This window comes from Vibrio sinus (assembly GCF_023634645.1).
Classification (GTDB): domain Bacteria; phylum Pseudomonadota; class Gammaproteobacteria; order Enterobacterales; family Vibrionaceae; genus Vibrio; species Vibrio sinus.
Genome location: NZ_JAMKMR010000001.1, coordinates 308807 through 330417, shown reverse-complemented (window position 1 = coordinate 330417; position 21611 = coordinate 308807). Strand labels below are relative to the sequence as shown.

Below are 21611 nucleotides of genomic sequence, written 5' to 3'. Positions count from 1 at the left end.
TACAATTAAAAAAAATTATGATTAATTCAGTTTTAAGTTGGGCGTATCTCGTTATCTTACTGCGCGTACCGCTCCATGAAGACAGGCAAATTAACCAACTTAATAGGTGTTTTGTCTAACTTAGCAGATGTTTTTCCTTTTCAACCAGCCACTCAGTTTACAGTATTGAATTAATAAATTTTGTTGGTAAGGTCCTCTACACCCTGCGAAATTCTCAGTTGAAGTAAGTCAGGTTCGACTGATTAAGATGTAATTTCATTTAAAGAGAGATAGGGATGTCAAAGATCTTTCACTGTATTTCATTGTGTACACTTCTCATTGTATCTTCACCACTATTTGCCAAAGGGCAACGTTATGGAGGGACGGTTTCTCTAGTAAATTTGACCAGTATTGATTATCAACAAGGAGAAAGTGGTAGCCAAGATGTCACTAGTTTTGGCTTAGTTTATACTACGCCAATTGATGAAAATAATAATCGCTGGCGTTGGTGGTTCGGCTTGAACTATATTCAAGATTCTATCACTGCGCCACCGAATGGAATATATCAAGAAGTCACGAGCTACGAACTTAGAGCTGTACCACAATATGCGTTAAATAGTTGGGGCTGGCTGACTCCCTACGTTGGAGCTGGACTCTCTGCAGGGATGGTCAATTATAAAAATCGCTGGGTTGTAGATAGTGACGGATTTAAATACGGCGCCCAACTAGAAGATATTTCTCAGTTTGAATTGCGTGCAGTTGCGACAATAGGGACGGTAGTCAAGCTAGGTTCAGACCCTAATGCTCATATACAAATCATTCCTCAAATCAGCTACTTGTTTCCCGTTTACAATGATGGAATAGGAGGCTTAGAGCTTTCTCTTTCCATGTTATTTTAATGGTGTAGAAGAATGTCTACTAACCAGTTGGTTATCAATTTAACAAAGCACCCTGAAGACTATCGTGGTGAGACACATATTGAAATGCCTCATGGGGGAGGAACCATAGGTCGTTCGTCAGGGTGTTCTGCTGTTTTATTAGATAACAATCGTTTCATTTCCAGTGTCCATGGCATGATATCCATGTATGGTGATGACTACTACTTTAGTGATGTAAGCACGAATGGAACCTTGTTGAATGGACAGCAGGTACAGAAAAGCCAGCCGATTTCTCTGCATCAAGGTGATAGGCTTTCATTAGGAGAGTATGAACTTACGATCACTATTGATCAGATGTCCACTCACACAGATATAGCTATTGACATAGAGCCCAATCGAGACTCTACAGATCCTCTTGATAGTTTGCTACCCAATGACGTTAAGTCTAACGACGTTGTTCTGGGTGAACGTGGCCAATCAACAGACCAACTCTTCGATGCAACTCGCTACGAACATACGGAACAGGATCCAATACAGCACCTAACTGGGGCCAGTACTTCAGATAGTGAAGCCCAAGTATGTGATCCCATTGATAGTCGTCATCCACAGCCAGCTAACAAAAGCACTCGGCAGTTAGTCGATGACTCTGAAAGTATGGGTGCATATTTTCACGCAGCACCATTGATCCCCGACAACTGGATGCAGTCAAATGCGGATAGCGATACGTATAATCAACAACGCTCGGTTCAAACTGAGCCCAATCACGTCCACTCAAACGCGACAAAAAGTTGCGATGTCAGCCAGAACTGTGTCGAGGAGATTGATGTTTCAACCCCAACAAGAGTAGCGGCGAGACAGGACCATGCTTGTCTGATCGCTCTGCTCAAAGGTCTGGGTATAAAAAGTGATGCTGACTTACTACGTGATGTCCATTTTTTTGGTAGTGTAGGACGCTGCCTGAGGCTATGTATCGATCATTTTCAAACTAGCCTAAAGAACATCGACGAAATGAGCCGAATGGGCGAAGAGTCAATCGAGTTGGAGAGCGTAGATATAGCAGAGGTGATGATAGCGCTATACAAGGACAAGCGTCTTGAGCCAACAGAGCTTTTTGAGCAAGTTTTAGCGGAAATGAATCTACATGAACAGCGGCTTGCTAAGGCTAGACAAAAAGTGACGACAGACACGGTGCAGGAGTTAGTTCGAATATCTAGTTCAAGGCAGTCAATAGATACAAAGAGTCGGCGTTTTCGCCAGAGTTTAATGTTTTGGAAAATGCCCAGAGATTTGCTTGATGAGCACTTACTAAACCGCCTCAATATGCTTGAAAAAGACGCAGATCAAAGAATTAAAATGGAATACAGTCAATACATTAAGGATAGTCATGCGTAAGATAATCATCGTTTTAGTGATAGTTATGTTATCGGGTTGCAGCATGTGGGATCAGTTTAAAGAGTCCACAGGTTTAACGCCCGACAGTTCGTCGGTCGAGATGATCATAGATACGTCCAAGGAGCTGAATGTAAGAAGTAGTGGGCAGTCTTCTCCGGTGATATTAAGGCTTTATGAGCTCACTTCTCCAGTCATGTTTCGAAGCTTAGATTTTTTTGCACTGTTTGAAAATGATAAAGCATCGTTAGGTGATGAGTACATAAAGCGATATGAGTTTGAGTTACAACCGAATGAAACACTCCATGAAACATTGACTCTTGATCCGCAAACACGGGCTCTTGGGATCGCGGCTGCTTTTAGGGACATCAACGGATCTTCATGGCGTAAAGTTGAAACCATTGACGCGAAGAGTGAATATTTCATCAAACTTGAAGTACAAGGTAATGAACTCGTCATTAACAACACTCGTGGAATTGAACAAACCTATTTCTAAGGGTAAAAATATGTCTATGTATAACCCAGTGGTCTGGCAAGACGGGATGTTTATGAGGCCACAGCACTTCCAGCAATTGGAGCGCAGTCAAAAAAAGTCAGCCAGTTTATTTCATATTTTCAGTTCCCCATTGCATTGGGGAATAAAGCATTTAGAAGTTAACAATGAGCTTTTAGCACTTGGAAAAATTGGTTTAACCAAAGCTGAAGGTATATTTCTGGATAGAACGCCATTTGAGTTGCCGCTTTTGGCTGATTTACCAAAAGTGCTGGAAGTCCCGACATCTACGGTAAACAAAGTGGTTTTCTTATGCTGTCCACTGCCTTCAGACAAATCTCAGCTGTTTGGTTCCGATAGTGAACATTCAAGGTATTCCATTCATACACAAGAAGCGTGTGATGCTTGTTATGACAGTGTAGGTGTCGCTAATATCGAAGTGGGAAAGCTGAACTTCAAGTTACTGATAGAAGATGAAGATAAGTGTTCTTACACGGGTATACCTATCTTGAAGATCTCTGAAGTATCCCCTGAAGGCAAAGTGGTTCTAGACGCAGATTTTATACCGCCTTGTGTGGATATCCAGGCATCGCCAGTATTGAGCCATTTCGCCTCGGAGTTTGCTTCAATGCTTCAACATAAAGCTGAGTCTATTGTGCGACGACTAGGAGAAGTGGATCAACAAGGCGTATCGTCAGTTGCAGATTTTATGTTGTTGCAAATATTAAATCGTTACGAGCCGCTGTTTTGGCATCTTTCGAAGGTGCAAGGCGTGCATCCTGCCAATTTTTATCAAATCTTGTTGCAAGCAGAAGGTGAACTTTCTACCTTGTGCTCAGCCAATCGTAGGCCTAGAGCATTTGTACAATATGTTCATCAAGAAGCAACGCAATGCTTCTCCGCCTATTTACGTGATCTTAAGAGCTTGTTAAGTGTAATGTCTGAGCAGCGTGCTATTCCGTTGGCAATAAAAGAACAGCAGTTTGGTATTAAGTCAGCCGATATCCCAGACAGAAAGCTGGTGGAAAACATGACATTTGTACTTGCGGTCAAAGCGGATGTCTCTGTTGATATTCTGCATACCCAATTCGTCAGTCAAACTAAGCTAGGGGCCATTGACCATATACGCGATCTCATCAACTTACAATTGCCAGGCATTAGGCTCAAGGCAATGCCTGTCGTGCCTAGGGCTTTACCTTATCACGCGGGCTATACCTATTTTGAGTTGGATAAAGGAAGTGAGGAATGGGCGAGTTTTCGGTCAAGTGCTGCCCTTGCTATTCACACTGCTGGAGAGTTTAAAGGGTTATCGTTACAGCTGTGGGCGGTGAAGTTATGAGTTATCAAGATAATGACTCAACCATTGTGTTGTATCAACCTGAGGCAGGAATGCCCATGGAGGTGATGCCGTCACCCGACTTATCACGTAACATTGTTGTTGACGATTTGGAAATAGCGAATATCGGTATTAACCCGCTGGTTGACCAATTTTCTTGGCTGGTTGCGATGTTAACATGTATTCCATCGATCCCTTGGCTGGATGACCCAATGCCTCTTAGAGAGCAGATGGCAAGAGAAATCCGTAAAGGGGAAAAAAAACTCAATGACATGGACGTGGATAGGGCGTCGATATTGGTGATTCGCTATTGTATATGTGCGGCCATTGATGAGTCAGTTTGCTCTCAAGAATGGGGAGAAAAAAGTCACTGGAGTCAAAAAAGCCTACTGTCAGAGTTCCACAACGAGACCTCAGGTGGAGAAAAGCTTTTTCTCATTCTAGAAAGGATCAAACCTGAACCGAAAAAGTATCGATATGTTATCGAGTTCCTTTATTTGATTTTGCAGCTTGGGTTTAAAGGAAAGTTCGGCCGAGAGGACAATGGAAAAGAAATGCTAGCTGAAATCGCGAGTACAGTATATGGCCTAATTCGTGATTACCGTTTATCAGAACAAGAAAAGTCCATACTAAAAAGTGAAAAGGCCTTGGTCTCCAAAACCCCGTTAAAACGCGTGATTGCTCCAAAGGTTACGCTAGGCATTGCGTGTACTGTGATAGCAACCCTTTATCTGACGACATTTTTAATCATTGATTTGAAATTCCAGCAACTTGTGCAGCTTCATTTTTAAAGCACTTTGTGCATGTTGCTGGAATTCGCATTTCGAAGTAATTTGGGTATGGCTATTGTTTCGAAGGTTTACTTCGGTTAAGTAAATAAATAGACATCATGACTAGGACCAGTCCTATGAAGTTATAGGCGGTAAATGATTCTCCCAACACGAAAACGGCAGCAACAGTGGTAAAGGTCGGCCCTATATTATTCATCAAACTGACATGTTCAGTGCTCAAGCGTGCAAGGGCGGCACTCATTAAATAAGAGGGGATAACCGTACACAGTACACCTAACATTAACCCGAGTATAATCAAATGGCTGTTCCATGTGCACATATCAGTGTTGGATAGCGAGAGCTGGATTAATATTGCAATTCCAGCACTGCCCATACCGATACTTGTGAAAAGTAAGCTACCTAAACTATGAATGAGTGGCTTGCTCAAAATGACGTATAGGGCAAAAGAGAGAGCAGCACCCAGAACAAGGGTGGCACCCGTGAGGACTCTATCACCATCAAGCTGAAAGTCATGGATGAAGATTATCGCTACGCCAATATAGCCGAGTAAAGTTGCAAAGCATACCTGTTGACTAGGTTTCTTTTTTGTCCATACCCAGTTTATTAAGATCACTAAGCTGGGGTATAAGAAAAGCAATAACCGTTCGAGCTGTGCAGAAATATGCTGCAACGACAATATGTCTAACAGACTGGAGAGGTAGTAGCCAAGTACGCCGATAGCTACGGCTCCCGCGCCATGCCACTTAAGCGCCTTTCGGTTTGCTTTTGAACGCAGTAGTAGCACCACACCGATAGTGATATAGATAGGTAAAGAGCTAAACGCCCGAAGCGACATGATGGATACGGCGTTCCCACCATATACATAAGCAAGCTTAATAAAAATGGGTTTTATCGAAAACAAAAGGCATGCGGACAAAGCATAAGTGAAACCAAGTAACTTACGCGAGACGGAGAAAGGCAGCGGCTTGCTGATGGTATTCTTATTCATTCTTCTCGTTCCTGATGGTTGATCTGGCTACGAGAAGAAAAAACAGACTAAACTGGCTACGTCTACTCGTAGCCAGGCACGACTGGACCTACCGGCTACTGGGCATTGCAGAGAGTTGCCAACGGTAAGTCATAAAACTAAACATGGTAGTCCTTAATTAGGTGAGAGTATAAAGTACAGATAAATACCAGTAAAAACAACCAGTAAAATTAGCTGATTATATATACCCAAGTTACTTCAATATGCAGGATTCAGAGCGGTGTGAGTGGCCCAATTTAAGGAAAAGGTCTGCAGGAATGGCCATCCATTTTAAAGGCCTTTGACGCGAAAGTGGGCCACTCACACCGCTCCCAAAGGGCGAGTAGATAAGGCTTCACTGCGTTGTTAGGGATGTTCACCGTAGAATGACTATGCCTCACATCCCTGCCTAGCATTGAAGCCTTATCTATCTCGCTGAAACTCGCATCTCGAAGTAATTTGGGTATAACCCTCAATGCGAAGAAAGGGAAATAGAGTTCCAGCCTACATGGGTTGAAACTGATTTTCTAAATAATGGACAATATCCGACGATTCATATAGCCACTTGACTTCGCCGTTCTGTTCAATTCTTAAGCATGGAACTTTGGATTTACCACCTTGTGATAAAAGCTCTTCCCTATACTTTTCATCATTCTTGGCGTCACGAAGCTCAACATTTACTGATAGCCTTTTCATTGCTCTGCGCACTTTTACACAAAATGGACAGGCGTTAAATTGATACAAAGCTAAATTCTTAGATTGTTCATCAACTCGCACCTGCTCCTGTACTGATCTCTTTATACCTTTAGGACGAAACAAAAAGTCAAACAATAGGATCAATCTACCTAAAAGCCAACGTACTAATTTCATAAGGTTCTCACTTGTAACAACAGTTAAATCTGCGCGTATTCTAACAGGGTATATGGGTCAATAACTACCAAACAGTTTTTTAAACCAGCCTATTATACTTGATTGAGTTTGCGGGCGATGAAGTTGAGTGCCCATATAGTAGCTTTCTAGGAATTTGGTTCTTATTGGTTGTTCATTTTGATTGGTGACTTGAGCGATGCTATTTGCCGTTTTTGCCGCGTAATCGTTGGACAAACTAAAATCTAGGCCTAAATAGCCTTGTAAATATAGCCAAATGTGGGTGGTCAAAATCAGCTGCTCTTGCTCAATGTGACGAAACTTATTTTCTTTCCCACCTAGAGTGTTCTCAAGTGCTTGATTCATTGCCAGCGAAGATTCTGATTGTTGAGTGTATCTATCCAAACATTCGATGTGTTGTTTTGTCGCAATACCGAGCAAATGGCTACTTGGTTGGCTATCAGGTTTGTTTAGGCATGCTTTGTCAAACAGGGATTGGTTGTTGTCACAATACCAGTTCCAGATATCTTCGCACTGGCTGATGATTTCCAATTGGTTAATGTGGGTATCGAGCAGGGCTTGTTTGAGGTTATTCATGCAGTGTTTTCCAACCTATCTCGAATGAACCAGAGTCCATATCAACAAAAATGGACTGCTCCGATACCATGACGGACAGATCCATGCCGCGAGAGAGATTTTGCGCCAACTGTTCGATTGAGTCATGTTCAAACTGATAGACCTCTACTTTACTCAATGAGGTAAGTTGAGATTGGTTTTGTTGCCACCATACATCCGATTTGGCGTTGAACGTGTATATCTTTACTTGCTCCGATTTATGTGAAGCCTTTTTTATTCGTTCGAAGTCAGGCTCTCCGACGTCTATCCACAGCTGTATGTGGTTGTCCAAAGTATGTGACCAAATATCGGGTTCTTCAACGGTAGAGAGCCCTTTCGTGAAGGCAATAGAAGAGCCAGTATTTAAGCAAAATGCGAGTACTCTCGCGAGCATGCGTTTATTATTTTCTGAAGGGTGTTGGGCGACAGTGAGGTTGAGGTTGTCGTAGTGATCGCGGTTCAAATCGGTTACCGCGATTCGAAATTTATAGATAGTAGGTTTAAGTGCCATGAAAAATTACCAAACAAAAAAATAGCCAGCTAAACTAGCTGGCTATTTTACAAAAAAGCGGTTGGCTTACAGCACTTTAATGCTTTCAGCTTGAGGACCTTTTTGACCTTGAGATACAACGAACTCAACTTTTTGGCCTTCAACTAGTGTACGGAAGCCGTCACCAGAAATTGCAGAGAAGTGTGCGAAGACGTCAGGTCCATTTTCTTGCTGAATGAAACCGAAACCTTTAGTTTCGTTGAACCATTTTACAGTACCAGTAACTGTGTTAGACATAATAAATATCCTAAATTAAACAATAGGGCCGAATTCGGCGCGGATAGCGTGGAAAAGTAGATTGCTATTGCGTACGACACGACGGGGGAGTTACAAATAATCCAACGAAATGTATGTGTAAACAAAGAACTGCTTTCTAGCTGCAATCGAGTTTAGAGTAATCGCATTGCAAGTCAACGAATATTAGACTCGATCCTCATATTTTTCTCTGTTTTCAAACAAAATTATGCGCTAGGTTTCATTTTTGAAGCACAAAAATCAGGTTTCATAACAATGAAACGTTTTTTTGTTTATTAGTTTTCTACGAAATCATCATTTCAAGAACATTATTTTACTGAGAATGATTCGCAACAGGAATAGGTTTTCTATTACTAAGCTTTATCTACCTATCCTATGGCGGTAAAATAGTGTCGGCTGAACCAAAACAAATTTAGCGTATGGACCAAGCGGCATACCTAAGTTGTTTTGGTTCAGTCTGTCTTCAACAATACGGAGTAATCTTAGATGACATAAAACAAACAATACGACGAGTGCGACATCGAGCGTGGCACGATAAAAGATAGTGCACTAAAAGCGCTGGTGACGAGTAAGCTGTTTAAAACTCGAGTAGTAAAAGCGAAAAAAGGCAAAGGTAGTTACAGTCGTAAGGCAAAGCATAAGGGGCTAGAGTCCTACCCAAAAGCAGCATAAGCACGTTTTTGGCTAGGACTTTACCTCACACAACAGGTTAATGAAACTTATCGCATAACCATGATATTTGTGAAGTTGAATAAGAAAATGGGTTATTTTCTATTCTTTTCCCTTATATACAGCATACTTAACTGTAAAACAGACAGTTAGCAAGTCACATTCTTACACTTTTACTTCAAGATTTAAGCGTTTCTAGAGTTGATTTACTGACTCTAAAAGGTGATAATATCGAAAAATAAGTTTTCACTTATGTTATTTTAAATCCTGATTGTTGAGGTGAATGATGAAATTAGTATTAGTGCTAATGGCAAGCGTGTCTGCGGGTGTTGCTTCTGCTGATCACTGGCATTCATTTGTTCTTGGATTATCCATTGCCACACTTGCTGTTGCTAGTTGTTATTGGTTTGCTTTTAGAAGTACTCGCTTTCCTGAATTCGCTTTGTTCTTACTACTATGTGGAATGATTGCGAAGTTGACAGTGACAGTGACAGGCATTGCTTGGGGTCTATCCGCTGATCTCATCACCTCTCCAATTGTATTCGCGATGTCTTATTTGTTTTTCTCAATTGTGGCGACATTTTTGTGGTTCACATACCGAGATATATTTGAGCGCAAGCGTTTGGTTAAAGCAGGCTACTTGAAGTAGCCTGCAGTATGTTTTCTGGGTCTCGTCGCATTCTAAATGTATCAAAATGTGATGAATTTTGTACTCTTTGATATAAATATTTATTTTAAGTAAAAAAACGTAAAATCTCCCTAAATCCTTCTTAGCATTTCTTTATACTCAACCTTAGGTCAGAAATTTGGTAAGGCATTATGAAGAACACATCGTTTGCCTCTGCAGTAATCTCATTCGCAGTGGCCTTGATTTCCCCAGTATCGATAGCCAGTCCAACAATTATTCCATCTCCGCCAGCTTTGAGTGCGAAGGGGTACATATTGATGGATTACAACACAGGAAAAGTATTAGTAGAAAAGAATGCGGATATACGTCTAAATCCCGCGAGTTTAACCAAGTTAATGACCGCTTATGTCGCTGGTCAGGAGATGAACAGCGGTAACATCAGTAAGGATGATGTGGTAGTGGTTAGCAGCAATGCATGGGCAAAAAACTTTCCTGATTCTTCAAAAATGTTTATTGAAGTGGGCACTAAAGTCTCAATGCAAGACTTGTATAGAGGATTGATAGTGCAATCGGGTAACGATGCCAGTGTTGCTATTGCGGAGCATGTCGCGGGTTCGCAAAAAGCCTTTGTGAGCCTAATGAACTCTTGGGCAGATAAATTAAACCTGGATAAAACGTCTTATACCAACCCTCATGGTTTAGATAGTCAAGGCTTGTATTCTACCCCAAGAGATATTGCGAAATTAGGTCAAGCAATCATTCGAGATCTTCCTGATATTTATCCGTTATACAGTGAGACTGCCTTCACTTACAATGGGATCACTCAGTACAATCGCAATGGATTACTAAGAGATCGCAGTCTTAATGTGGACGGAATGAAAACAGGTTACACCAGTGGAGCAGGATATAACCTCGCCACTTCGGCGACCAATGGTGACATGCGCTTGATATCTGTTGTAATGGGTTCGAAAAGTGCTAAAAGCCGAGAAATGGAAAGTAAGCAGTTGCTTAGCTACGGGTTTAGGTTTTTTGAAACCGTTAAGCCAAATAATGCGGGCGAGAAGATCGCTGACGCTAGAGTCTGGATGGGGAACAAAGATAACGTGGAGGTTGGTCTAGATACTCCCGTGTATATCACGTTGCCAAAAAGCGAAGCGGGTAAGTTGACTGCTTCTATTGAATACAGCAAGGATATTAGTGCTCCAATTTCCAAAGGTGAAGTGTTAGGCAAAATTATTTACAAAGTTCAGGATAAAGAAGTAAAACAGGCTGATCTTGTCGCTCTACAAAACGTAGAGGAAGGAAGTTGGTTTAAGCGGTTGACCGATTGGTTCAAAAAATGGTTATCCACCTGGTTCTGACAATCGCTGGTTAAGTGATCAACTTTTGTTGTTCACTTAACTCAGGCCTAACATACGCGTTTGAATTAACGGCTTTTTATTCGCTATCACGTTGAATCATTTCATAGTTTTTGGATGATGTCACTTTCTATACAACATTCATCTAAATCTCACCGCATATTGACAATATGAAATCAGGTTTTTCCGACACTGTTAAATTCTCGTTACTTGGTATTTGCTTCGCCTCACTATTAACATTCACCCGCGAATAACCCAAGTAACATCATGTCTGTAAAGTTGAGTAGTTGAATGAACGGTATGTTTTTTGGAGGTATGTAGATGGATTTTACCCAAGAAGATCGAGAAGCGTTAAATCAAGTATGGATGTCTCAAAAAGCCAAGATGCGGCTCACTCAAATGGAAATGGTCAAAAGACTAGGCTTATCTCAGCTAGAATTTTCTAAGTTATTGCGTGGTGCAACTCCTCTTTCTATGACATTTGTCAGCGAGTTCTGTGACCACCTTAATGTAGACCCGCGTAAAGTCATTCCCTCTATGGTGCAGAATAACCTAACCACGCCAAAAGAAGTGCACTTAACGAGCAAAATGAGCGTGGATGGTGAAATCCAGAGAGCTTACATTGAAGGTAATAGTGTGATTGTGGAATATGTCCACCGTACACCTTAAAAAATGATGAACAGCAGTAACAATGATGTTTGATAAATCTTCGTTAGTGAAATTGGCATCGACAAAAATGCCATTTGGAAAATATAATGGGACGTTTCTTATTGATCTCCCTGAAGAATATCTACTATGGTTTGCCAACAAAAGTCAGTTCCCCGATGGAGAGCTTGGGCAGCTTATGCAATTGTGTTTAGCTCTCAAAATTGAAGGATTGGATGAGTTAGTTAAACCGCTTAAGTAAGTCTTACGTAGTAGAAAAAATGGACGAAAACTGATGAAAAAATTTACTATTAATGGCCAGGAACTCGCTTATATTGATAAAGGTGAAGGGCCTGTTGTTCTGTTTGGGCATAGCTACCTTTGGGATCACGAGATGTGGTCACCCCAAATTGAGGTGCTCAGTCAAACCTATCGCTGTATCGTGCCAGATTTATGGGCTCACGGCCAGTCTGCTTCTGCTCCGAAAAATACATCCAGTCTAAAAGATATTGCAAATGACATGCTCGCGTTAATGGATCATCTGGACGTGGAGCAGTTTTCTATCATTGGCTTATCGGTTGGTGGAATGTGGGGAGCAGAATTGGCGCTGTTAGCACCGAGTCGTATCAAGAGCCTAGTCATGATGGATACATTTGTTGGCCTTGAACCCGAGGTAACACATCAAAAGTACTTTTCGATGCTAGATACTATCTCTAGTATGGAAATGGTGCCACCACCGATTTTGCAAGCTGTGGTCCCTATGTTTTTTGCTCGCAATGGTGCGGAGCAATCGCCGCAACTTGTCAACGCGTTTAGTGAGCGACTGCAGTCAATTAAAGGTGAGCAGGCCATAGAAATTGCAAGAATGGGTCGTATGATTTTTGGTCGGCGAGACATGATGGAAGATATCGAAACTCTTACTCTTCCAGTGCTGCTCGCTGTAGGTCAAGAAGATATTCCAAGGCCTGTGATGGAGTCATATCTTATGCAAGATACAATTGCCGGTAGTCAATTGGTTGAGATCCCTAATGCCGGACATATTAGCAACTTAGAGCAGCCAGAGCTTGTTACGACGATGCTAAGTGAATTCTTACTACATAATGCTCGGTAGGCGAGGCTTAAGGAATACAAAAAATAGCTGCGAAAGCAGCTATTTTTTTATCGAAAGGCGCTAATCTTGTCGGTACAGATCTCGGGTATAAACTTTATCTACGACATCATCTAGCTCTGCTGACATACGGTTAGTCACGATAAGGCACACGTCTTGTTTGAACTGTTCGAGGTCTTTGTAGTTTTTAGAATTAAAGAACTGATCATCCTCTAACGATGGCTCATAAATCACGACTTCGATGCCTTTTGCTTTTAGGCGTTTCATGATCCCTTGAACTGAAGAAGAGCGGAAGTTATCGGAATTAGTCTTCATTACGAGCCTATAGATACCAACGACTTTTGGCTTTTTATCGATTATAGATTCCGCAATAAAATCTTTTCGCGTGGTGTTGGAATCGACAATAGCTTGGATAAGGTTGTTGGGAACATCCTTATAATTTGCCAGTAGCTGTTTGGTATCTTTCGGTAAACAATATCCCCCATAACCAAATGATGGGTTGTTATATTGAAAGCCGATTCTTGGATCATGTGACACGCCTTCTATGATATCGCGACAATCCAAGCCATGGGTTTCTGAGTACGTATCCAGCTCGTTGAAATAAGCGACTCGCATAGCAAGATAGGTGTTAGAAAACAGCTTGATGGCTTCAGCTTCAGTGGAATTAGTGAATAGCGTTGGGATGTGCTTTTTCGTTGCGCCTTCTGCAATGAGCTGAGCGAAGGTTTCCGCGCGTTCGCTTTTTTCTCCAACGATAATCCGTGAAGGATGTAAATTGTCATACAACGCTTTTCCTTCTCTCAGGAACTCAGGAGAGAAGATAATGTTGTTAGTGTTGAATTTCTCACGGGCTTTATCCGTGTATCCAACAGGTATTGTCGATTTTATGACCATCACTGCATCTGGGTTAATTTCGATCACATCCTGAATAACGGCTTCAATGGAGCGGGTATTGAAGTAGTTTTCTTTTGGGTCATAGTCAGTGGGTGTGGCGATAATAACGAAATCTGCGTTTTGATAAGCAAGATGTTTATCGGTGGTCGCATCCAGTTGCAACGTTCGATTTTGAAAAAAGTCTTCGATTTCACTATCCACTATCGGCGATACTCGTTGGTTGAGTAACTCCACTTTTTGTTCATCGATATCTAACGCGATGACATGATGGTTTTGGGAGAGTAGTACCGCATTTGATAGTCCTACATACCCGATTCCAGCGACTGCTATATTCAAGATAACACTCCGATTTTTAACTAAACGATGACGCCACCTTATCGCTCCTTGATAGAAGTAACCTCTTTTATATAAATACTTGCGCTCTGAATGGCAACTCGCCATTGAGATTTGCGTTTACGACTTCGTCTTACTTCCAGAAAAAAATACTTTTAACCCTACAATGATGAGGATAATACCAGACAGTTTAACGATGGAAAAATGTTCACTAAACTGAGGAATCAGCATAGAGACAAAATAAACCAGCACATAACTGATACTAAGAAGAGGGTAGGCGATACTGAGTGGCAGATATTTTAGGCCGACAACCCACACTAACATTGATAAGGCATAACACATTAATCCAAGCGCTAACCATGCAAGATGTGTCCACTGCTGTGTAATAAAGCGCAAGATACTATCTATATGAATAGCGTTTAAAGTGTTAAATGGTAGATTCATTACCCCTAGTTTCATTGATATTTGGGCAACAGTAACTAGCAACACACTAAGTAGCGCAAATTTAACGCCGTCTTTATAGCCAGAGCTTTGGGTCATAATGCGCTCCCTAATAATGCCACGCCTGACAAAATTAAGACGCTACCCAGCCAGTGGCGAGACTTAATGTCTTCACCGAAACAAAAATGAGAAATGAACAGCATGATGATGAAATTGACACTCAACATTGGGTAGGCAATGGACACACTCCATTCTCTAAGCACACCCAGCCAAGTTACCGCAGCAAGAAACAGAAAGAATATTGACATCAAAGCCGGAAGACTAAGTACTTTCTCTAGCACGGAAGCCTTTGGGTTGCTGTCAATCAACATCGCGGTCTTTTTTTGCCAATATTGGCTATATGAGCTCGAGAGGACCGAAATAATAAACAGGAATAGAGTAATCATTGGTTTACCTGGTTGAACAATAGCGCACGGAACTTGCCATATTGAATGACTTTATTCGGGGCTGGAAAGCCTTTTGGTAGAGTTACATCATTACTAAACTCAATCAATACAGGCTGCGTTAAACGCTTTTTCTCAATGAATTGACCTAATTGGCTAAATTCAATGTATCGGTATTTTGAGTCTGGGTAACTAAGTCCATATTGAACTTCCCCTTTTCCGAGCGTGAGATAGATGTCTGAGCGTTTTAGATACCAGTTAAACGCGGACATGGTTGAAGGATAGTCCGCCACAATGAGTGTATCGGGAGAAATGTCTTTGGCAATTTTCTCAATAAAGTATTGTGGTAATTGCGCTTGTTTGGTTTTGTTAGGAAGCACAGGGCCAAATAAACCAATTAATGCGACCGGCGCCAGCATATGTGCGACAACAAAGGATGTCACCCGTTTTGTTCTAATCGCATAAAAGATGCAGGCCGACCAAAATGCAAAGATAAACGCAAAAATCCAAACTTTGTCATCCTCACCACTCTCCAAGGGCAATTTATGTAGGTAAAAAGCGACAAAAATAGCAACGACTAACAGTAAGGCTATTGTTAGATGTAACCAGAGGCCGAACTTGAATACACGAGATTGGTTGTCAAATACTTGTTTTAGCCCATAGCCAAGCAGCACTGCAATGGGTGCCATACACGGCAAAATATAGGTGGCTATCTTACCTTCAGAAGCCGAGAAAAAAATGAAAGGGAGTAGGGCCCAAAGTAGTGCATATTGAATTAATGGGTGAGCCTTGTTCTTTAAGGTTTCTTTAAGTAAAGAGCTGGCAACAAAAAGCCAAGGCAAAATACCTATTAGTACGAAAGGGATATAATACCATATAGGCTCAGCGTGCTGGGCGACATTAACACTGCCAAAAAAGCGTTTGATATTTTCAATCCAAAAGAAATAGTGCCAGTAATCGGGTGCTTGTTGGTAGACCGCGATACTCCATGGCAAAGAGACGACCAACGCGCCAAGTACACTGATGAAACCGTATTTCACTAGCGACAATGTCTTTCCTTGCCAGATGGAAAAGCCACCTACGACAATCACTGGTAGTGCTAGGGCCAATGGGCCTTTGGTCAGAAATGCCGCGCCACAAAATGCGCCAGCAATAAAGTAAAGCTTGGCTTTTTGCCGCGCTTCTTCTGACATGACAGCGTAATAAAATGACACGAAGGAAGCGGTTAAGAAAAAGCTTAATACACTGTCGACACTATTATATGTTCCGACCGCGACCACCAGAAACATACTGAGGAAAATTCCTGTAGAGATGCCAGCAATGTTTTTGCTTTTGGTTTCTTTGGCCACAAAAAAATACAGGAATGCAGCAGAGCCTAACACAGCCAGCGCGGAGGGTAAGCGCACAGCAAAGTTATTCTCTCCGAATAAGATTTGCGAGATAGCGTTCAGCCAATAGGCCATAATTGGCTTTTCGAAATACCTTAGGCCATTAAAGTGAGGCACCACCCAATTACCACTAGCCACCATTTCTCTCGAAATCTCTGCATACCTGATTTCGTCTGGCGAGAACAGCGCGTGAAAATTTAAAGGGAAGATATAAGTAAGCAAAAAATAGCCTATGAGGATCACAGGCCATGAGTTTTTCAGGTATTTCATTACAATCTCTAGTTTGGTACTGCCTGCTGACTTATCCAGCCTTCTCTGCCCTCGAAAGCAATATTTTCGATGGCGTTGATTTGTAAGCTGGCGTCATTTTCTGGTAGTAATTCGCCAAGAGGAACAAACTGAATATTTTTAGAAATCGCATCTTTGATTAATGCTTCGAACATATCCGCATATTGGATACCTTCGACTTCTGCGTGTATGGTATACACATTCAGGCCTTCTGGTTTGATGAGCTGAATAATGTGGTCATTATAGTTCTCATCGGTAATACCATTTTCTCCAATCAACTCATCGTAGGTTGGCATGGTGACTGGAATCTGTGGCGTTTTGCCGTTTTTCGGAATAAAGATGGATTCACCACGGCAGTCACTATTGTAGCGAAATGGGTGCTTTTCCTTTTCTACAATGGTTTGGTCATTGCAACGCCAGCCAGCGACAGCACTGCATACCACCTCTTTACCAGTGATAGACTGAAGTGACATATAGCCCTTCTCAATCTCCTGGGAAAGCTGAGCCGCTGACATATCGTCTATTTTGATTTGCCATTTATGATGGTCCCACGCGTGCAATCCGACTTCATGCCCTGCATCATCAGTTTGTTTGATTACGTGGCCAAGTTTTTTGCCAATATTCGGGCCTGGCCACATGGTTCCTTTAAACAAAATGTCGTAACCATATAAGCTACCCGCATTTGAACGAAGCATCTTCTTAAAAAAGTCGGGGCGTATAAGACGCCATAAATGGCGTCCCATATTGTCCGGTCCGACGGAAAAGAAAAATGAGGCACTGATATCATACTTGTTCAGTATTTCTAGCAGCTTTGGTACCCCTTTTCTTGTCCCTCGGAACGTATCCACATCAATCCGTAGGCCAACTTTTATTGGGCTATTGGTCATGCTTCATCTCTTCTAGCGCACCCTTCAAAAAGAAATCCAATGTTTCTTCGATAGTCTTTTCAAAGTGAGTGCTTGGTTCCCAGTTAAGCAGTTTCTTAGCATTGTCAACACTTGGGCGACGGTGTTGAACGTCTTGATAGCCATCGCCGTAGAAGGCTTTACTTTCTACTAGGTTATACCCAGCGAACTGCGGGAAATGTGCTCTTAGTGGGTGAGCTTCAAACTTGGCGACTAAGGTTTCAGCAAGCTCTTTGATGCTGGCTTCATTGTATGGTGCGCCAATGTTGATAATTTGACCATTACAGTTATTGTCTTTGTTTTCGATAATACGGAACAAAGCTTCAATAGCGTCATTGATATCCGTAAAGCAGCGTTTTTGCTCACCACCGTCAATGAGTTTAATCGGCGTACCTTCTACTAAGTTTAAGATAAGCTGAGTAATGGCACGGCTTGAGCCTACTCTTGCAGAATCCAGACTATCAAGGTGCGTACCCATCCAGTTAAATGGTCTAAATAGGGTGAACTTCAGATCTTCTTTTTGTCCGTAAGCCCAAATCACGCGGTCAAGCAATTGTTTAGAGGTAGAATAAATCCAACGCTGGCGGTTGATTGGTCCAACAATAAGTGGCGACGTGTCTTCGTTAAACTCGTCGTCTGTGCACATGCCATACACTTCTGAAGTCGATGGGAAAATCACGCGCTTGTTATATTTCACACAGTCACGAACAATTTTCAGGTTTTCTTCGAAATCTAGTTCAAATACACGTAATGGGTTACGGGTATATTCAATTGGAGTGGCGATAGCAACCAAAGGCAGTACGATGTCGCACTTCTTGATATGGTATTCAACCCACTCATTATGGATAGTGATATCACCTTCAACAAAGTGGAAGTCAGGGTGATCCAAGAACTCAGATACTTGATGAGAGCTCATGTCCATCGCATAAATGGAATAATTGCCATCTTCTAGCAAGCGTCGAGTTAAGTGAGTACCAATAAAGCCATTAGCGCCTAAGATAAGCACTTTCTGGCGCTTTTTCTTACTGAGGTTGTTTGCCGAGCCAAAACGTGTGCCTTTCACTAAGTGCAACTCAGAGGTGAGCTGTTCACTGTTTAGGTATAGACCATTTTCAACTTGTCCTGACTCGATGACAATTGAACCTGTTCCACAGGCAACGACAAGTGGGTTAGTAGAGACAATGGTCCCAGGAGTGCTGTCATATTGAGTTTCGCTAACGCTCGCTTTCCAGATGATAACTTTCTGGTTAGCGAGGTATGAGTATGCGCCTGGGAAAGGTTCAGTCACTGCACGAACTAAATTGAAGATGCTGCGTGCATCGTTGTTCCAGTCGATTGCACCGTCTTTCGGTGTACGGCGGCCAAAGCATGACGCTTTCGATTCATCTTGAGCTGTGTATGTCACCTTGCCATCTTTCAGCTGTGGTATGACTTCAAGCAACATAGTGTCTGCTAGTTCAAGTAGACGTTGGTGAAGCGTGGCGGCAGTATCTTCATCACCGATAGAGAGTGAACGCTGAGCAACAATATCTCCAGCGTCGGCTTTAGCGACCATAGAGTGTAGCGTGACGCCAGTTTCGGTCTCACCGTTGACTAAGCACCAGTTGATTGGAGCACGGCCACGATAGGCTGGCAGTAAAGAGCCATGTAGGTTGAATGCCCCTTTTGGCGCACAATCTAGGATATCTTGGCTCAACATATTGCGATAGTAGAAAGAGAAGATCATGTCCGGCTTAAGTGAGCGGATTTTATCAACCCAAATAGGGTGATTGGCGTCTTCTGGTGCATAGACAGGAATGCCATGGTCTGCGGCTAGTTTAGCGACTGATGAGAAGTAAACATTTTCGTTTTTGTCATCGATATGAGTAAAAATGGCAGAGATCTCTACACCACTTTTAATTAAGCTTTGAATACCAACACAACCAAAGTTATGGTAAGCGAAAACAACAGTTTTCATAATATTTTCCAAATTTCTCTAATTTACAATTACTTACTTGACTCACGCGCTTCTTTAGCAGCCTGGCCCACAATCACTTCCTGTACATAATATCTCGGTCTTGCTCTTACGTCTGAATATATACGTCCAATATATTCACCTAAAAGCCCCAAACCGATAAATTGAGCGCCAATGAACACGAACAATATCGCATCCAATGTGAAAATTCCGTTAGCCGCCCATTCGGCTCCAAAAATAAAGCGCAATATAAACAGCAGTATGCCGAACGAAATACCCAGTGCCGCCATGATTGCACCGAATACACTTAGCATTCGAAGTGGTGCAGTCGTCATGCTGGTGACCAAATCGAAGGTTAAGCTGATTAGGCTCATGAAGCTGTATTTGGACTCTCCATCTGCACGTTCGTCATGATCGACATCGATCTCACTAGTGTGACGAGAAAAGCCATTCGCAAGCACAGGAATAAACGTACTTCTTTCGTGACATTCCAACATTGCGTCCACTACGTGTCTGCGATAGGCACGCAGCATGCAGCCGTAATCGGTCATGGCGATGCCAGTAGACTTTTTAACCAATAGGTTTACCATCTTCGATGGCAGTTTGCGTAACATGGAGTCTTTACGGTTACGACGCACGGTGCCCACGGAGTCAAACCCTTTTTCAATCTCTGCGATAAGCTTAGGGATCTCTTCAGGTGGGTTTTGCAGATCAGCATCCAGTGTCACGATGACGTCGCCTTTGGCTTTATTAAACCCGGCCATAATAGCGTTGTGCTGTCCGTAGTTACGGTTAAGGATGACTCCAACCACAGCGCTACCATCTTGATTCGCTGCTTCTTCGATGAGCTGAGCACTGCGATCTCTGCTCCCATCGTCGACTAAGATCAATTCATAGTCTTGCTCTAAGCTATCCCCTGCTATTTTAGTACGACGTAGCAGCTCTGGCAGTGTCGCCTCTTCGTTATAGACGGGTATAACGATGGATACAAATCCTACAGATTGGTTATTTTTCATTTTTACTCGCAATATCTTTGATGGCTTCTACTACTCGTTCGACATCTCCTAGTGACATGTCAGGGAAGAGTGGTAGTGAACATATTTGTGAGCCAACAAGCTCGGTGTGGTTTAAATTTGTATTCGGTTCACCATATAGAGTGACGTAGTTTTCTCTATAGTATTTTTGTTGGTGAATAGGTCGAAAATGTATGCCTGACCCTATGTTGCGTTGTTTCAACAGTTCAATAAGGTCATTACGATCAACGCCAAATTCGGTTGGGTCGACTTTGACGATCATCAAATGGTGGCAATGTTTATGCGGGTAAGATGGGATGGATAAAGGGGTTATCCCGCTAACAGTGCTTAATAGATGGCTGTAATGTTCCACTAGTACCCGGCGTTTCTCGGTGATTGCATCTATTCGATTCAATTGACCGAGGGCTAAAACGGCACAGATATCTGGCAGGTTGTATTTAAAACCAGGCTCAATCACTTCTGCTTGAGGCGAGCGGCCTTGCTCCTTTCTGTCGAAGGCATCAACACCTAAACCATGGAATTTCAAGCGGCGTACTGCGTCAGCAATTTTTGCGTCGAAGGTTGTCAATAGGCCGCCTTCGCCCGCGCTAATATTCTTAATGGCATGCAATGAAAATAGGCAGGTCCCGCGGGCACCAATGGGTTTTCCTTTATATTCCGCCCCTAGCGCATGTGCGGCATCTTCAACAACAGGAATGTCGTATTTCTTGGCCAAATCATAGATAGCGTCTAACTCTAATGCAGCACCGGCATAATGAACGGGTATAATCAGCTTTGTGTTCTTATTGATAAGAGGTTCAATTTGCTCTGATGAAACCATCAAGGTATTCGGGTCTACATCGACAAATACAGGCTTGGCACCAGCTAGGCAAATCATATTAGCCGTCGATACCCAAGTTAGAGATGGGGTAATTACTTCGTCTCCAGGCCCAATGTTTAGCGCTTTCAACACTAAATGCATGCCCGCGGTTGCGCTGCTTAATGCTACAACGTGAGGAGCGCCCGTCAATTGGCTTATCTCTTTTTCTAATGCTGCGTTTTTAGGGCCAGTGGTTATCCAGCCAGATCTAACCACATCAATAAGAGCATTGATGTCATTTTCATCAGTAGCTGGTCGGCACAGTGGAAGAAATTCGTCGGTCACGTGTTTGTCCAGTGAATTGGTTGAAATCCGGTACAGTGTGTACATTAAAGATGACTCATTTGTCAAATAGATGTCATAGCATCAAGCCCAAAGGGTAGTTAGATAACTACTTCGGAAATATAGGGAGGTTGGGACACAAAGTAAATAGGCATGGTGTATGGTTATGTATGGTGAGGACAAAATTTTACTATAATCAAACGGTTGTCGCTAGGTTTTGCTA

Annotated in this window: 24 protein-coding genes; 11 read left to right on the top strand and 13 right to left on the bottom strand. The window is 42.3% G+C overall.

Annotated elements, in window-relative coordinates; genetic code table 11:
* Positions 1-275 precede the first annotated feature (275 nt).
* From M9194_RS01375 to icmH, 5 genes are read left to right on the top strand one after another with little or no spacing between them, the layout of a single operon-like run.
* Entirely contained in the window at positions 276-878 is a 603-nt protein-coding gene (locus M9194_RS01375; RefSeq protein WP_250610492.1) for a porin family protein, read from the top strand.
* A gap of 12 nt (positions 879-890) precedes the next feature.
* Positions 891-2249 (top strand): FHA domain-containing protein, encoded by a 1359-nt coding sequence (locus M9194_RS01370; RefSeq protein ID WP_250610490.1) that lies wholly within the window; start codon positions 891-893, stop codon positions 2247-2249.
* Positions 2242-2742 carry a type VI secretion system lipoprotein TssJ gene (tssJ, locus tag M9194_RS01365; RefSeq protein ID WP_250610488.1) on the top strand — a complete coding sequence of 167 codons (501 nt, stop codon included), beginning with the start codon at positions 2242-2244 and terminating at the stop codon, positions 2740-2742. Before M9194_RS01370 ends, tssJ begins: the two co-directional genes overlap by 8 nt.
* Before the next feature lie 10 nt (positions 2743-2752).
* Entirely contained in the window at positions 2753-4078 is a 1326-nt protein-coding gene (gene tssK, locus M9194_RS01360) for a type VI secretion system baseplate subunit TssK (protein WP_250610486.1), read from the top strand.
* Positions 4075-4866 carry a type IVB secretion system protein IcmH/DotU gene (icmH, locus tag M9194_RS01355; RefSeq protein ID WP_250610485.1) on the top strand — a complete coding sequence of 264 codons (792 nt, stop codon included), beginning with the start codon at positions 4075-4077 and terminating at the stop codon, positions 4864-4866. The genes tssK and icmH overlap by 4 nt, the downstream gene beginning before the upstream one ends.
* Positions 4867-4918: 52 nt before the next feature.
* Here icmH and M9194_RS01350 read toward each other — a convergent pair whose 3' ends face one another.
* From M9194_RS01350 to M9194_RS01330, 5 genes are all read right to left on the bottom strand, one after another.
* The gene (locus M9194_RS01350) at positions 4919-5854 is read right to left on the bottom strand and encodes a DMT family transporter (protein ID WP_250610484.1); all 936 of its coding nucleotides are present in this window, start codon (positions 5852-5854) and stop codon (positions 4919-4921) included.
* A gap of 522 nt (positions 5855-6376) precedes the next feature.
* Positions 6377-6742 carry a glutaredoxin family protein gene (locus M9194_RS01345; RefSeq protein WP_250610483.1) on the bottom strand — a complete coding sequence of 122 codons (366 nt, stop codon included), beginning with the start codon at positions 6740-6742 and terminating at the stop codon, positions 6377-6379.
* A gap of 57 nt (positions 6743-6799) precedes the next feature.
* Positions 6800-7336 (bottom strand): hypothetical protein, encoded by a 537-nt coding sequence (locus M9194_RS01340; protein WP_250610482.1) that lies wholly within the window; start codon positions 7334-7336, stop codon positions 6800-6802.
* Complete coding sequence (locus M9194_RS01335; RefSeq protein WP_250610481.1) at positions 7329-7865, bottom strand: YaeQ family protein; 537 nt, start codon at positions 7863-7865, stop codon at positions 7329-7331. Before M9194_RS01335 ends, M9194_RS01340 begins: the two co-directional genes overlap by 8 nt.
* A 66-nt stretch (positions 7866-7931) precedes the next feature.
* Entirely contained in the window at positions 7932-8141 is a 210-nt protein-coding gene (locus tag M9194_RS01330) for a cold-shock protein (RefSeq protein ID WP_250610479.1), read from the bottom strand.
* A 537-nt stretch (positions 8142-8678) separates the two neighbouring features.
* Between M9194_RS01330 and arfA the strand changes: the two genes are divergently transcribed.
* The 6 genes from arfA to M9194_RS01300 all read left to right on the top strand — a co-directional run bounded on the left by arfA (position 8679) and on the right by M9194_RS01300 (position 12570).
* Positions 8679-8831 carry an alternative ribosome rescue factor ArfA gene (arfA, locus tag M9194_RS01325; RefSeq protein WP_250610779.1) on the top strand — a complete coding sequence of 51 codons (153 nt, stop codon included), beginning with the start codon at positions 8679-8681 and terminating at the stop codon, positions 8829-8831.
* Between the two features lie 283 nt (positions 8832-9114).
* On the top strand, positions 9115-9477 hold the full coding sequence (locus M9194_RS01320; protein WP_250610778.1) for an NADH:ubiquinone oxidoreductase: 363 nt from the start codon (positions 9115-9117) through the stop codon (positions 9475-9477).
* 170 nt (positions 9478-9647) lie between these two features.
* Positions 9648-10817 (top strand): D-alanyl-D-alanine carboxypeptidase family protein, encoded by a 1170-nt coding sequence (locus M9194_RS01315; protein WP_250610477.1) that lies wholly within the window; start codon positions 9648-9650, stop codon positions 10815-10817.
* A 318-nt stretch (positions 10818-11135) separates the two neighbouring features.
* A complete protein-coding gene (locus tag M9194_RS01310; protein ID WP_250610475.1) occupies positions 11136-11483 on the top strand; it encodes a helix-turn-helix domain-containing protein in 348 nt (115 codons plus the stop codon).
* 25 nt (positions 11484-11508) lie between these two features.
* Positions 11509-11721 (top strand): DUF3820 family protein, encoded by a 213-nt coding sequence (locus tag M9194_RS01305; RefSeq protein ID WP_250610777.1) that lies wholly within the window; start codon positions 11509-11511, stop codon positions 11719-11721.
* Positions 11722-11754: 33 nt separating this feature from the next.
* Positions 11755-12570 (top strand): alpha/beta fold hydrolase, encoded by an 816-nt coding sequence (locus M9194_RS01300; protein WP_250610473.1) that lies wholly within the window; start codon positions 11755-11757, stop codon positions 12568-12570.
* 60 nt (positions 12571-12630) lie between these two features.
* On the opposite strand, the gene M9194_RS01295 is transcribed toward M9194_RS01300, so the two are convergent.
* The 8 genes from M9194_RS01295 to M9194_RS01260 all read right to left on the bottom strand — a co-directional run bounded on the left by M9194_RS01295 (position 12631) and on the right by M9194_RS01260 (position 21436).
* Positions 12631-13797 (bottom strand): nucleotide sugar dehydrogenase, encoded by a 1167-nt coding sequence (locus tag M9194_RS01295; protein ID WP_250610471.1) that lies wholly within the window; start codon positions 13795-13797, stop codon positions 12631-12633.
* Positions 13798-13914: 117 nt separating this feature from the next.
* Positions 13915-14334 carry a 4-amino-4-deoxy-L-arabinose-phosphoundecaprenol flippase subunit ArnF gene (gene arnF / locus M9194_RS01290; RefSeq protein WP_250610469.1) on the bottom strand — a complete coding sequence of 140 codons (420 nt, stop codon included), beginning with the start codon at positions 14332-14334 and terminating at the stop codon, positions 13915-13917.
* The gene (locus M9194_RS01285; protein WP_250610467.1) at positions 14331-14681 is read right to left on the bottom strand and encodes an EamA family transporter; all 351 of its coding nucleotides are present in this window, start codon (positions 14679-14681) and stop codon (positions 14331-14333) included. The genes arnF and M9194_RS01285 overlap by 4 nt, the downstream gene beginning before the upstream one ends.
* Positions 14678-16336 (bottom strand): phospholipid carrier-dependent glycosyltransferase, encoded by a 1659-nt coding sequence (locus M9194_RS01280; RefSeq protein WP_250610465.1) that lies wholly within the window; start codon positions 16334-16336, stop codon positions 14678-14680. The genes M9194_RS01285 and M9194_RS01280 overlap by 4 nt, the downstream gene beginning before the upstream one ends.
* An 8-nt stretch (positions 16337-16344) precedes the next feature.
* Positions 16345-17241 carry a 4-deoxy-4-formamido-L-arabinose-phosphoundecaprenol deformylase gene (gene arnD / locus M9194_RS01275; protein WP_250610463.1) on the bottom strand — a complete coding sequence of 299 codons (897 nt, stop codon included), beginning with the start codon at positions 17239-17241 and terminating at the stop codon, positions 16345-16347.
* On the bottom strand, positions 17231-19216 hold the full coding sequence (gene arnA, locus M9194_RS01270; RefSeq protein WP_250610462.1) for a bifunctional UDP-4-amino-4-deoxy-L-arabinose formyltransferase/UDP-glucuronic acid oxidase ArnA: 1986 nt from the start codon (positions 19214-19216) through the stop codon (positions 17231-17233). Before arnA ends, arnD begins: the two co-directional genes overlap by 11 nt.
* A 29-nt stretch (positions 19217-19245) precedes the next feature.
* A complete protein-coding gene (locus M9194_RS01265) occupies positions 19246-20229 on the bottom strand; it encodes a glycosyltransferase (protein WP_250610461.1) in 984 nt (327 codons plus the stop codon).
* On the bottom strand, positions 20219-21436 hold the full coding sequence (locus M9194_RS01260) for an aminotransferase class I/II-fold pyridoxal phosphate-dependent enzyme (RefSeq protein ID WP_250610460.1): 1218 nt from the start codon (positions 21434-21436) through the stop codon (positions 20219-20221). Before M9194_RS01260 ends, M9194_RS01265 begins: the two co-directional genes overlap by 11 nt.
* Positions 21437-21611: the final 175 nt, after the last annotated feature.

Excerpts from the sequence above, each read along its gene's own strand:
- M9194_RS01375 (WP_250610492.1), top strand. The coding sequence starts at position 276 with ATGTCAAAGATCTTTCACTGTATTTCATTGTGTACACTTCTCATTGTA.
- M9194_RS01370 (WP_250610490.1), top strand. The coding sequence starts at position 891 with ATGTCTACTAACCAGTTGGTTATCAATTTAACAAAGCACCCTGAAGAC.
- tssJ (WP_250610488.1), top strand. The coding sequence starts at position 2,242 with ATGCGTAAGATAATCATCGTTTTAGTGATAGTTATGTTATCGGGTTGC.
- tssK (WP_250610486.1), top strand. The coding sequence starts at position 2,753 with ATGTCTATGTATAACCCAGTGGTCTGGCAAGACGGGATGTTTATGAGG.
- icmH (WP_250610485.1), top strand. The coding sequence starts at position 4,075 with ATGAGTTATCAAGATAATGACTCAACCATTGTGTTGTATCAACCTGAG.
- M9194_RS01350 (WP_250610484.1), bottom strand. The coding sequence starts at position 5,854 with ATGAATAAGAATACCATCAGCAAGCCGCTGCCTTTCTCCGTCTCGCGT.
- M9194_RS01345 (WP_250610483.1), bottom strand. The coding sequence starts at position 6,742 with ATGAAATTAGTACGTTGGCTTTTAGGTAGATTGATCCTATTGTTTGAC.
- M9194_RS01340 (WP_250610482.1), bottom strand. The coding sequence starts at position 7,336 with ATGAATAACCTCAAACAAGCCCTGCTCGATACCCACATTAACCAATTG.
- M9194_RS01335 (WP_250610481.1), bottom strand. The coding sequence starts at position 7,865 with ATGGCACTTAAACCTACTATCTATAAATTTCGAATCGCGGTAACCGAT.
- M9194_RS01330 (WP_250610479.1), bottom strand. The coding sequence starts at position 8,141 with ATGTCTAACACAGTTACTGGTACTGTAAAATGGTTCAACGAAACTAAA.
- M9194_RS01320 (WP_250610778.1), top strand. The coding sequence starts at position 9,115 with ATGAAATTAGTATTAGTGCTAATGGCAAGCGTGTCTGCGGGTGTTGCT.
- M9194_RS01315 (WP_250610477.1), top strand. The coding sequence starts at position 9,648 with ATGAAGAACACATCGTTTGCCTCTGCAGTAATCTCATTCGCAGTGGCC.
- M9194_RS01310 (WP_250610475.1), top strand. The coding sequence starts at position 11,136 with ATGGATTTTACCCAAGAAGATCGAGAAGCGTTAAATCAAGTATGGATG.
- M9194_RS01305 (WP_250610777.1), top strand. The coding sequence starts at position 11,509 with ATGTTTGATAAATCTTCGTTAGTGAAATTGGCATCGACAAAAATGCCA.
- M9194_RS01300 (WP_250610473.1), top strand. The coding sequence starts at position 11,755 with ATGAAAAAATTTACTATTAATGGCCAGGAACTCGCTTATATTGATAAA.
- arnF (WP_250610469.1), bottom strand. The coding sequence starts at position 14,334 with ATGACCCAAAGCTCTGGCTATAAAGACGGCGTTAAATTTGCGCTACTT.
- M9194_RS01285 (WP_250610467.1), bottom strand. The coding sequence starts at position 14,681 with ATGATTACTCTATTCCTGTTTATTATTTCGGTCCTCTCGAGCTCATAT.
- M9194_RS01280 (WP_250610465.1), bottom strand. The coding sequence starts at position 16,336 with ATGAAATACCTGAAAAACTCATGGCCTGTGATCCTCATAGGCTATTTT.
- arnD (WP_250610463.1), bottom strand. The coding sequence starts at position 17,241 with ATGACCAATAGCCCAATAAAAGTTGGCCTACGGATTGATGTGGATACG.
- arnA (WP_250610462.1), bottom strand. The coding sequence starts at position 19,216 with ATGAAAACTGTTGTTTTCGCTTACCATAACTTTGGTTGTGTTGGTATT.
- M9194_RS01265 (WP_250610461.1), bottom strand. The coding sequence starts at position 20,229 with ATGAAAAATAACCAATCTGTAGGATTTGTATCCATCGTTATACCCGTC.
- M9194_RS01260 (WP_250610460.1), bottom strand. The coding sequence starts at position 21,436 with ATGTACACACTGTACCGGATTTCAACCAATTCACTGGACAAACACGTG.